We start from the raw sequence: 13652 nt of genomic DNA on the forward strand, positions 1-13652 counted from the left end.
ATTGTGATTCATGATGCCCTTGTCAAGAACAAGGTCGCAAAACATTGACCACTAGGGATGCTAATTATACAATTGTATAGAGCGAGTTGGGAAATCTGTATTTCGTAACGCAAATGCCAAAATTAGAATAATAATTAATTAATATTAATGTTGTATACTATGTATATATTGAACCCTAAGTGAAAATAAAATGCCTTTTAGAATAAATAATCCTGGTGGCGGTGATTGCGGATTTTATGCGTTTTCAATAGGTTTAATAAATGCCATTCAAGAAGAATACAAAGAATATGGCGAAAGCAAAACTTTTGACCTATGGAAAAGTAAAGGTCTTAATAACGTCAGCTTACAAGAAGTTCTGGACATTGATTTACATAAGTTATATGACTCCCCATACACTTATAAAAAAGAAACCCTGCTTAAATTACAACTGTCTTTAAGAAGCATTGCCACCAATGCATATAAAGATGATCTTTTTAAGAAAGTAGAACAAGCAAGAAAGAATGGAAGCACCCAGGTTGAAAGCTCACCTGTATATCATAAGTTTATGGAATTAGTGCACTATTACTTAAAAAACGAAGGAACAATCAATAAAATAAGCCAGTTTAATGAGTTAGCTTTATCACCTAAGGTTTTAGCCTTAGCAAAGAAAACGGCTGAGTCATTAAAGCCAATGCTTAAAAATAAAGAATTCGCGCAAATACAAAAAATAGAAAATGAATATGTCAAAGAGATGTTCCTCAAGGATATTCTCTCTGCTGATAAAAAAAATCCTCATTCTGTCATTTTAAAAGGGATAGAAAAGATTAAGGAGCAAGGAAGATGGGCAACACATAGTGATTTAAAAGAAGTTGCAGATCAACTTGAGGTAAATCTCCATGTGACCCGCGAGCTAAATGGGGCACCTATGAAGGGTTGGTCCACTATTGTCTTAAATAATGAAAGTAATGCGCATTGGACAACTAATGTAAAGAATATACCAGGTCTAACGGAATTTGACGAACTACTTCTAGATGATGACGAAGAGGATTATGGAGAGGATTATGAAGAAGAAGTTCCGTTTTCAGAAATTGAACAACGTGAGTTTCTAATTCGATTGGGTCAAATATTGTCAGATCCTAATCAGATAGATAAAGCTGTTCTTGAAAGAAAAATAGCGAAAGTAAAAAATACATTTGGAACATCTAAATTTGCATCGTTACGTGAACTGGATGCTTATGGAGTATTTAATTCAGACGGCTCTATAAATAAAGATATTGCTGCAAAATATGAGATAATATTCGATGAAGGTCAAATTAAAACACGACTGGAATCTTATGGGTTCAAACACCTCTCTTTAAGAGAAATGATCGTTTTTGAATCTGCTATCAGTTCTTTAACCAATGAGCTCACTCAAGAAACCAAGAAAAAAACAACAGGACTGGCGAGACAGTGTTTCGCGGATTTTGAGCCGCCTTCCCTGTTTCGGCTTACAAATCCCTTAAGTATGGAAATAGCAGGTCCGGCCCGGCAAATGATAGGTATGGGTTATTTTAAATTTAAAAATACCAATATTTCAATTTCACCAGGACCTAATTCCGCCCGATCACTTACCTCTGTGCCAAATTCCGATCCTTGTAAAGCAGAGCATGACATTGCAAGATATTTAAATAACTTACTAACAAATAATGTAGCGCATATATTTGCTATGGGTAGAGTGTTTCCTTATTATCCTGAAGTGCCTGAGGCAACTCCCGATAAAAGAGAAATAAGAACAGATGCAGCTTTAAATGACTTCATGAATTACTTCATACCAGATGCCAATGGACGTGTGAAGCTACCTGATATTCCTGAGCTTGAAAATATTCATATTACTTCGCGTCCAATTAGAAAAGTAGGGCGATTTATAACTTATGAAATCAGCATCAATGGAAGTACTCCTATCCAAGTGCATCATTTTCCTCTTCGGGATGAGCAACTCTTGAAATTAACCCCAGAGGAATTAGCCTATATCCAAGAAGTAAGCCAGACAACTCCCCCAGAACAAAATATCCATGCACATTGTCGAAAAGGAACAGGAAGTAGTGCCCAAATTGCCTACCTTTTAGCATCTTTAAATTCCAAATATGGTCAACTTAGTCGTAAAGAGCAACTCGCTCAGATGAGAGCAGAAAAAACTCCCCAAGGAAAACCAGAATATTTTATAGAAACAGACCTACAAAAAGATTATGTTGTGGAAGTTTCCGCAGACTTACAGGAAGATATGGCCGAGGAAGCCGCTCTTGAAGATGAAGATATGGAGCTTTATATTGTTTATGGAACTTTATTAAAACAAGAAATCGATCAACTCCTTCAGCTAGTTGATACACCAAAGCCAAAATTGACTGAAGCGGAGCATGCAGCACTTCTTGATTTGATGGAAAAATATCAAGAATTAAATTCGATCCCTCCTCACCAATTACCTAAGTGGATTGAAGCTGTTTGTAAAAATTCAATGCTTTCTGAGTCTACAATAACATTATTCGAGTCGATGAAAAACGCTACCCATTTCTTATTGCATGGCTTTGCAGAACAGAAAAATCTCGATGAACTGGAGATGTTTTTTGATTTACAAACAAGTAATGGAGGCTATCAAGATATTCTTGAAAAGTTAGCTACACTTCAAATTAGACGTTCAAAGGAGATATCAAGCAGAGTAGAGCGTGGAGAAATTACTCCTGAAGCAGCTCAAATAGAACAAGATAAGCTAGATAAATATGCCTCATCTTTTGTTTCTCATGTACAAGATACCTATTTAAACAATTGGGAAAAGATATCCGAAGAAGATAAAGTAGGCTGCCTCGTTGAAGGACGTGCAAATATTTCAGAAGGGATTACTCCAATATTCGATGCGCTAATACATCACGATCCTAAGACATTCACAAAAGCAGAATTTAAACGTTTACAAAAAAAATACTATCAGTATAAACAACGTATTGACCTACTCGAAAAAGTAGAACTATTAGAAAAAACCATAGGTATAGACGTCTATGGTGAACTTGCTCCAGAGCTAAAACAACAGATTACACTCATAGAGCAATTGTTTGTTTTAGGTTATGACCATTTTGAAGTAGACCCAGATCATATAACTAAAAAAATGCATTTGATCTATGAACAATTAAGTGGATTAATTACCGATAATAAACTTGGTCCGAAACAGTGGGATTCATTAAAAAAACAGTTTACTGCGTATCAAATCATATTTGATTTTACAAAACCGGATGAAATAGCAACTCCTGACCTATTTTTAACCTTAAATAACCTATTCCAAGAAAAACGAGAACATGCTACTCCACTCTCTTCTTTATTTAAATGGAGGGTTTTAGAAGCCAAACCAAGAAAAGAAAATCTAGAGGATTTTGTGGCTGGCTTAGGTTATTCTGTAATCGATACTCTGCTCGAAGATCTTCCACAAGAGTATTATGGTGCGAGTGAGGATGGTATTTATTCTAAAGAAATCAACCTATTAATAGATGATATCTTAGCGTTAGCTGCGACAGAAAAACGTGCCCCCCTCCCCACTCCAGAAGAGTACGAAGAAGCAAAGCAAGGAGTTATTGAATTAATCGAGAAACGTCTTCCATTTCTTATCACCTCAACACATTTTAAAGTAAGACTTGAAAATTTAATGAAAGATTTTGTACGTCTTCAACATAATCATCAATTGAATACTCTTGAGTTTGAGGAATTAAAAAAACGCTTTGCTCAATTGAAATCAGAATATCAAACTCACGATAAAAAGAATGTGTTTATTGAGGAGATGTTAAAAAAACAGGAAACAGGAATAAAAGAAGTTGAGCTCGATAAAGAGAAAGAAAATCCTACCCCTATAAAGCAATATCGCGAATCCATGGAAAATGTTTTAAGGATCAAAGCCATTAGATCTGCTGCTGCTCGAGAAGCTCAAGATGAAATTCCTTTTTTTGAATCGCGTATTGAACAGAAAATACCCAAAGAAACGGGGTATCCTAAACGTCCAAAACTCATTGTGTTCAATATAGATGAGATACTCATTGAGTTAAATCATGGTAAAATGACACGAGCGCAGGAACTGATCAATGTACTGGACTATGCCAAGAAATGCGGCATGGAAGTAGCACTTGCTTGCAATCACACGCCCTCTCTCGATGATGAGGAACAATCAGCGCTCGCACAATTAAGAGGAATAGTAGAGAAAAATGCAGGAATTGATATTTCACATAGGGTATTTTTCTTAGATACTCTCTCTTTACATCATGAAAAAGCGACTACAGCCAGCTATTTTCAAAAAAAACGCGCTCAATTATTAGAACAAATTAACATCTTAAAAAACCAGTTACCTACGGAAGAAGAACTACTCGAATTAGCAAGACGGTTCCCCGAAGAGAAGGATAGGGACGAATTAGAAAAAGCGACTAAGAAATTACAAACAAAAAAAGAAAAATTAGAAGAAACAATTAGCAAGTTACAATCAGAGCTTGAATCTATTCCTGAAAAATTAGCTAAATTAACTTCAGATGAATTCTTACATTTGGATGCTATAAGACATCATCATGCACTTAGAAAACCGAGCAATGATGTTGATTATTATCAAGCAGTTGAAGGTGGTATTTTAAAGGATTTTAAAAACCCCGAATTATTTGGTGCAAGACCGGAATTTTGGAATGACTTATTTCAGTTAGCAGAAGTCATTATGGAAGCGGAGTACCCCCAACTGCCAACACTCAAACCTTCAACTGCCAGACCTTCATTGCAAACCATATTAAAGGAACTTATTTTTAATGCGGATAAGCCTAAGCTATTGCAGAAGAAATATGGCGATCTTCATCAATGGGAAGAAGCAAGACAACAGATTCAGGAAAATAAAGAGCATTTTCTCCAACAAATTCCGCAGATCGAAGCATTTTATCAAAACCGACTTGCGTACCAAAAAAGAATATACGAAAAAGGAATACACGAAAAAGCCATCTTGAATGAAGAAGATGTGGTGTTTTTTGATAGTCATCAGGATATTCTTAATCAAATTCATCAACGCAGTAATTATCGAGCAATTAAGATTGATAATGGTGATAAAAAACCATTTCGACACATTGTGGATCTTAATTATGAGATGGGGGCATATAACGGAGTTATTGCTTATTTAAAAGGTGACGGAGAAAATGCCCCTAAAAATTATGGTCCAGGCTGTATTAATAAAACGTTAGCATCTTATTTAACTGGTATTCCTAATTTTAAACCATGTGAATTTCAACATTCTCCTATTGTATTACATTTAGAAATGTCAGCAATACTTGCGAAACTACCTGAGTTAAACTCAGAAGAAGCCGCCCAACAACGTTATAAGGAGCAATTTTTTAAGTCTGCTATTGAACGTTTTAAACATCTACCTGAAGCATCGCAAATTGATTTCGTGAAAACTTATTATAAGGATAAGCACCAAACTTTAAACGATATAAAACAAGAAATTAAAAAGTTAATCTCATCCCCTTCTTCTCAACTTAGTGACAAATTAACCAAGCTACAGAGCCAAGTCGATAGCATTCTCGAAATGGATAAGAAATTTTCACGATACATTTCACCAACGTTCCTAAGTGCTGAAGCGAAGCTGTTGCGGGCAATGATTGCTGAGGGTTTGGACTCAGGAAACCTCGACCATTTAAACGCAGGCGTTGATGAGGTGAAGTTTAAAACAGCTCATGATGAATCACGCACACAGTTTTATATCGAATCCATGTTGGAAGACCCCGATACTTATCTGCGAGCACCTCACTCAGCCCTAGAAGAAATTGATGTCTTTGATAAAGCATTTATCACCGAGCAATATACACATTATATTGCACAAGGTTTGAAAGGAGTTATAAAGGGGAATTATTCTTCTTTAGACGAGGTTTTGGATGCTGTTCACAATTATACAACCCAGATGATGAATCCAGGCAAAAAAAATGCATTAGTTACAGTCCATGGTAAATTGCTTGCCGTGATAAAACTATGCGAAGATTTGCTTCCACTTATTCCATGGCAAGATAGGGTAGATGATTTAAAAAAACAACCTAAGGTAGATTATGTTGAAAAAATCTTTGAATTATCAGCAGAAATAACAAAGAATATAGGCCAAATTGAATCATCCGATGAATATCAAGCTAAACTCTTCTTGGATAAAGCAGAGAAATATTTACGTGCTAGAAATTGGGACGTGGGGTTTCAATGGAATGAGCATACAATACTCGTAGGGGATAAAAAGAAGAAAATACCCGCAACTGTAGATAAACAATTGAAGGTTATAGGAAAGGCTCGGACGGATGCTAATAATTATAGTTATTTAGAAGCTAAACAAGAATTTTTAGCTATAGGAAAACAAAAAGAGATTTCTTGGCGCTCTTCAAAAGTAGCACGAAACTATTATTCTTTATTCAAGAAATCTGATGACACAACCTTAGAAAAAGACTTGGACAATAAGTTTTCGCCAACCTCAAAAACTTAATGATTTTTCTCATATATCATGGGTAACTCATGAGAAAAAGAAAGAGTGGAGGACAAAATACAGAGGTGCGACAGTTAACCCATACCATATCACGCGTCTATGCTCCACCTTTAAAATCATAATGATTTCATTATACTTGACTTCTTCATTGTTACATTTCCTAATAAATCGCCAATCTCTTTTCTTCTGATTTTTGGGCCTTTATAGACTGCATATTGCCTCAATTTTGCTCACTTTAACACATCAAAATGATCTATAATTGATCTATAATTGATCTTATAGGCAGCATATAAATCCAGGTGATCTTATGCAAATCAAAATGGAAAGCCTTCCTGATGGACAAAAATGGTTCATCAATAGCATGAAAAGGCTGGGCTATCGAGGAAATCGAAATGGAGTATGTCATGGGTTAGCCACCTTGTTTATGGTCTATTGTCAAAATAACAAGGCCGATTCATTCTTTAATATATTAGTATTTATAAATGAAAACCGTCACCTCATCAAAAGAGAAGAGGTTGATGCGTTAAGGGCAAGGATTGCAAAAAATCCTCAGGTAGAACTCACCGAAACAGAAAAACAGTTACTTGAGGTAGCTAGCTTCTGTGAAACGGTCGAGATCCTGCAACACCCAATGTATTACCCACAATTGTTTCCTAATGAGCTCGCGATTCAAACTCAGGACGTAGAAGAATCACTTTCATTATTGGGTTTGGATACATGGAATAATGAGTACAATATTGAAGAACTGTCAGAGCAAGTACTGGAAAAAGGCAAATTCTACACTAAGTTTACTCCAGAAGGACTTGACTATGTTTTCCTAAATCCAACAGGTGATGAGATTAGAGGAACTCTTCTTGCAGAAGACCTAAATAGTGTATTCAAACCCAGCGAACAACATGAAACACCATTCAAAACATTAAATACATCATTTAAAAAAGTTATCGATTTAATTGAGAAAAAAAATGGCCATCAAGTTAATCCAGAATATTTTCGGAAAAAAAATATTTTTTCGGCAGGAGATGTATGTGGTGTTTATAATCAGGAATCACTTGAAAAGCTAATTCAGTCTTTTGCAAACATCGCACCTCAATATCAACCTATTTCATTTAGTATCTCTGCATGCAGGCATGCAGTCGAACTTACTTATGTGAATAACCAATGGGTCGTATTTGATCCAAATCGTAAATTCAAATTATTTAATAATGACCCTTCATCTGCCAAAGAAATGGCAGCATTAATAGCTGGAACCTATATATCTCTTGCTAAGAAAGATAATAAAGGGGAATACATTGGCTTATCTTTTGCTGTGTCTGTAAATAATAAAGATAATGCACTTAAAGTAAAAGAAGCGATTGATTCAATACAAGCTAATTCTGATATTCATCCAACTAATTTTAGTGATCTGCGTCGAATTGATGCTGATGGTAAAACATGGGCTGAAATCGCAACAAAAACAGATAATCTAATTGCCATAAAAAAAATTGTGGCTGGTCAAGTAGAGGATGACGACGTCATTAAAGTAATACTGGAGAATTTCGCTCCCTCTATAAGAAGGAAAAAAAGAGACGTATATGATTATTTTGTCGATAAGCTTAAAGGATATGGACTTGAATTAACAAATTTAAGTGAGCAGGATCTAGATACCATTATAGTTGAGCTTACTTCTCAACCTTTAAATGATTTTAAACAATTCTATCAGCTATTATCACCTAAATTGAGCTTAGAACAGTTAGCACTTACCTTAGAACGTTGTTTAATCAATTCCGTTTCAAACAACAATAAATTGGTTTTGGATTATTTATTGGACGATGTATGTCAATTGAAATCACCAGCTCGTGAATTAAAACTCCTGGAATGTGCTATTTTATGTGAAAAACCGGACTTAGCCCTAGCTCAAATACAAAAACTTGATGCTTTAAAAGAAGAAGAAGCATTAAGTGAACTCAACATACTAGCATATGATCACCTCCTAAATGCTACTTTTGCAAAACGTCTTCAAAATCAAAAACAAAAACCCTACTCCATGATCTTAATAGAAATAAATAAGGGAGTAACTCTGAAGGCAGAACAATTGAGTAGCATATCGACAGAACACGGAAATAATCCAATTTTGATAAAGCAAGGCAATAAGATAACGATCTATGGCTTATCAAAAGAAAATAAATGGCAACTCAATCCATTAAAAAATCCATCGAGCGAGGTAATGCAAGAAATAGATAACTTGCAATTTGGAACAGTAGGTACTATTAACTCAGGTGCATTACACAAAGAAATTAGAAGAAATAATCTACATGTCACTTCTACTACAACATTACTTCTTTCTGCTGTTAAAGCAAGAAACGTTGAGCTTATAAATAAACTTATAGAAAAAGGAGTTAACCTTAATACACCTAATAAGCAAGGATTAACGCCACTCATGCTTGCATGCAGGCATGGATTTGATGAGATCGTCCAAATTTTATTAGAAAACGGCGCAAACACAGATTTAACAGATAAGAAAGGAAATAGTGCATTACATCATGCATGCATCGAAGGTTACACTAACATAGCTCAGCAAATCATAAGCAGTAATCCGGAGCTAGTTAATCTATCGAATACTGAAAAGATTTCGCCTTTAATGTATGCAATTACATTGCATGAAGATGTTGAATTGGCAAAATTATTATTAGCTAACAAGAGTGAAGTGAATTTTGCTGGCTTATACCTTGCTTGTACCAAAGGCCGTTTAAATGTTGTTGAAGTCTTGCTTGAACTTGCACCAGGTATTTTAGAAAATAATGTGAATCTAATTGCAACAGCCATCAAGAGTGGTAACAAAAATTTAGTAAAATTACTTCTTGAACCTAGACTTCCTGAACATAAAATAGACTATGATCCTCTCCCATTATTTAGACTTGCTTGCAAAGACGTCAACATTGCTCGCATCTTTGCCGAAAAACACCCTGATATTTTAAAATTACCTGACGCTGGGATGGCATTCTTAATTGCATGCAGTACGGGTAATTTAGGTATCGTTAAATTATTTGTAGAAAAACTAGGTGCTGAATATATAGAAACGATTACAAATAAAGATAACAGTGGCCTGACTTATGCTCTTCTACAAGGACATACGCATGTTGCTGAATATTTGCTGGATTGTTGTCCTAATTTCAATCAATCTATAAAGACTGATCCTAAATGGCTTGCATATATTACGAAAGAAGGGCATTTACCTCTTTTAGAGTTATTTGTAAATAAATACCACGTTGATATAAAAATGCAAGATTCTGAAGGCTTCAGTGCGATCCATGATGCTTGCTTAAAAGGCCACATCGAGCTGGTCAAATGGCTTGTCGAAAAAGACCATAGCGTCTTGGAAACTCCTCTTCCCGATGATAGAACACCTCTATTTTTAGCTATAGGTTTACAAGATCCCGCTGTTGCATCTTATTTACTTGAGAAAGGCGCGGATATTTATGCTGTAGATAAGGGTTTGAATACGGCAATACATGAGGCCTGTACTTTTGAAATGAACCATACTTTATATCATATACTTTCCACACGCGCAGAGAGTCATTCTGGAAGAGAAGAAGAAGCGGTAGCTGAAATAAAAAAAATGGCTGAACTAAAAAATGCAAAAGGACAAACTCCCCTCATGTTTGCCATCGTATTTAATAATACTATGCTCGCAAACTTGTTCTTACAATGTAAGGCAGATATTAATCTGGTAGACACGATGGGAAATAATGCATTGCATCTTCTTTGTAAAAATGCAAAAGATAAAGGAACAGTAAAAGAAATGCTAAAAATTGTTCTTTATAAAAACGAAGAATTACTCAATGCAATAAATGGCGCTGGGATGACGCCCTTAATGCTTGCAGCCCAAAATGGTCGAGTGGATATTTTTAAAATTCTATTAAAATACAAGCCCCTTTATGTTAGGAGTGATGATAAAACCATTTTTGATTGCTCGCCAGATGAAAAGACTACAAGCAAATTGTTAAGGGCAATCATCAACGGTTCAGAAAAAAATCAAGATCAGCTGAAACAGCTCATCGAGGTGGAATTAAAAAAACAGCATATCAATCTCGTATTACCGATGCTCAAAGCAGTTTCTGACTCGCAATTTACTCTCAATATTTTAAACAAAATCCTTTTAATGGAGAGTGATACTCCACTATTTAAATCGACAACCATTCAAGAAAAAGCAAAAGCAGAAATAGTGCCTTTACTTTCAATCTTGAGTGATTGTATTGGAAAATATGAGGTTCATATTTCTTCTAATGAAATTGATAATTTTATCGACGTAATTAGCAGTCTCATGCAAACTGAAGAAGAGAACGATTATCCCATCGCTAAGGAATGTATTGAGGGAGTTGCCTTGAAGGTCAAAGAAGCAGTAAAAATACAGCAGCCGCCTCCCAGTGATAATAATCCCTATCGATTGTTCCAACCATCAGCGAATGCGCCAGTAATCCAACCTCAAAAAACGTCTGAATCGGGATTATCCTTTTCACCTGGGGGAAATAATGATAGCAATACTTAAACTCTAAAAAACTTTTCTTTTAATAATTTCTTAATTTTATTTCAATATAATACTGAGCAATTATTGCTCTATTTGAATCATTTGGATCAACTATGACCTTGAAAAGAAAACGTGAATTAAGCCAACGTGAACAGCACTATTATAAAGAAATTGGCAAAAAAATTGTGCCCATAGAAGACAAAGATGAGCAAAGAAAAATCGATGAGTTCATGAAGAAACATCACTCGGAAACGCCCCCACATACATCACGTGAATCAGGTTACTCAGCTTATATGTTTCATGGGAGAAAAGTTGACGTAAATACTTCTATGGTAAAGAAATGCAAGATAGATAAAGAACATTACCTCATTTCAAGAGCACCTAATGCTCCCACCTTACCGGTTTCGTGCTTGGCTTCAACAGAGCATGTCGTCGCGATGCAGGAAGACGTTAAAGATTTTCAATCTGAAACTGAACCCCAAACAAAACAGAACGTAATGTATTTCATTTCATTATCGTGCAATACTAAAAAAGTAAATGTCCGTAATGAAAAAAGTGTAATTTTAAAGCTCTTACAAAAATATGATGATACTTTAAATAGAAATAATGTCAGTATTACCTACAATAAGGAAAAATCTGTTTTTGAAATTAAGGTGAGTACGCAAATTGCAGACATTCAAGTACTTATTCAAGCACTGACCAGCAAAACAAAATATAAAATCATTGATTGTGATTTTGAAGATATAGGTTTAAATCAAGGCGTTTGTCTGGTTAAGAAGGATGCATCCAATCCAATTCATGCCATGGTTAATATTATAGATTCTGATTCTGAAAAGGGGTTTCTTGAGCGAGATGCAGGTACAACATCAGGACGTAATACCGCTTCTTATCAAGATCACAATTGGACATTTAATTTCTTTACAAGTTTGGAGGATATGCGAAAGAAAACTGAATATCCTCAAGGTACTCATGCATTAAAAATTTTTAATGCAAACGAAGAATGTGTTTGTAAAAATATAACGAAAAAGGATAAGATGTAGTCTGTTTAAGTTTTCAGCACAGGGATAATGACTTCCATACTTAAATCCGAAAATATTACTGTTACCGATAATGGAGTAAGCCAAGACATCAGGGTATTATTCTCATTTTCGATTATTTTTTTTTCCGTAGCAATTCGCCTTTTATGCATTGGCTCACATAACTTGCTTGTTGAAGAAACCTACTACTGGAATTATTCACAACATCTCGATTTTGGTTATCTGGACCATCCCCCCATGGTCGCTTTGCTTATCAAAATTTCCACCTTGATTTTTGGTACTAATGAGTTTGCTGTTCGTATTCCCGCGCTGCTTTGTTGGGGAGGAGCTGCCTTTTTCAGTTTCAAACTAACTGAATTAATTCATCGAGGAGCTGGTCTGTATGCAGTATTATTACTATCACTAATGCCATTTTATTTTATACAGTCTACTCTAATAACACCTGATCAACCGGTTCTGCTTTGTTGGTCAGCCACACTCTATTATTTTTATCGCATATTTATTTTCGATGAATCTAATTCCTGGTACAAAGCAGGTATATGGCTTGGTTTAGGAATGTTGTCCAAATATACAATTGTATTACTCGGTCCAGCTGTACTTCTTTATTTAATCACAGTACCTTCAGCACGATATTGGTTTATTAAGAAAGAACCTTATCTTTGTGCATTGATAGCCCTTCTCTTTTTTACTCCAGTAATTTATTGGAATTTCATGCATGAATGGGCTTCATTTGTATTTCAAAGCGTGCGTCGATTTAAGCCAGCTCATCGCTTTTCCTTTCATCATTTTATTGGATTGGTTTTTCTGTTTTTATTGCCTTCTGGCGTAATGGGTCTTTATCTTTTATGGAATAAAAAATCGATCAACATTGAAGTAAAAACACAACGCTTCTTGCAAATATTTACGCTGTTTCCTTTGGGTTTTTTTGGAGTATATAGTCTTAATCATGCCATTAGATTAGACTGGATAGGTCCAGGACTAATATCCATTATTCCCTGGCTTGCACTACTGATTTCTAAAAACAAATTCCACAAGGAATGGCATTTAAGCTCATTTTTTTTATTGCCTTGCTATGTTCTCTTAATCGTCATGATAGCTTTCGGAGTTTCTGAAAAAGCATCAAAAATATTTTTTCAAAAAATGATTTCCTGGGAAAACTTAGCCGCGCAATTCCATGATTTAGCAAAAAATGTGAGCGACACAAGAAATATCGAACCCATCCTTGTTCCTTTGGATGCATATAATGTAGGAAGTGAGCTTGCATTTTATCAAGCAAAACTATTGGAACATGGAAAAATCCAAAACATTTATCCCGTTATTGGGAGACATATTTTTGGTATGAATAGTTTGATGTATCAATACTGGTCAAATGCAACAATGTTTTCTGGCAGGATTTTAATTTTAATTTCTACAGATCCCAAAGATTTTAATTTACCTTACATCAACAGTAAGATAGTAGTGCTGGACTCGCCGAAGAAGCTATGGTCGCATAGCCAAGGAAGCGGAAAACCCATATCCCCTTACTATTATGAACTTGTACAAATGAGATAAATCATTTGCATATCAGCCCAATGGTTATTAAAAAAGGGGGCAGCCCAACTACATAGGCTGATACACCAACAGCGAATTTCTTTTG

At 35.3% G+C, this 13652-nt stretch carries 4 protein-coding genes; all 4 read left to right on the top strand.

Translation table 11 applies throughout. The features are described 5' to 3' along the window. Positions 1–190: 190 nt before the first annotated feature. The 4 genes from Ltuc_RS13020 (at position 191) to Ltuc_RS13035 (ending at position 13567) form a co-directional block, all read left to right on the top strand. Positions 191–6475, top strand: coding sequence for a coiled-coil domain-containing protein (locus Ltuc_RS13020; RefSeq protein WP_058521796.1), 6285 nt, complete (start codon positions 191–193; stop codon positions 6473–6475). Positions 6476–6782: 307 nt separating this feature from the next. Beyond that, the gene (locus Ltuc_RS13025; RefSeq protein ID WP_058521797.1) at positions 6783–11000 is read left to right on the top strand and encodes an ankyrin repeat domain-containing protein; all 4218 of its coding nucleotides are present in this window, start codon (positions 6783–6785) and stop codon (positions 10998–11000) included. 92 nt (positions 11001–11092) lie between these two features. After that, positions 11093–12019 carry a hypothetical protein gene (locus Ltuc_RS13030; protein ID WP_238584151.1) on the top strand — a complete coding sequence of 309 codons (927 nt, stop codon included), beginning with the start codon at positions 11093–11095 and terminating at the stop codon, positions 12017–12019. 27 nt (positions 12020–12046) lie between these two features. Beyond that, entirely contained in the window at positions 12047–13567 is a 1521-nt protein-coding gene (locus Ltuc_RS13035) for a glycosyltransferase family 39 protein (RefSeq protein ID WP_058521798.1), read from the top strand. Positions 13568–13652 lie beyond the last annotated feature (85 nt).

This window comes from Legionella tucsonensis, assembly GCF_001468035.1.
Taxonomy (GTDB): Bacteria; Pseudomonadota; Gammaproteobacteria; order Legionellales; family Legionellaceae; genus Legionella; species Legionella tucsonensis.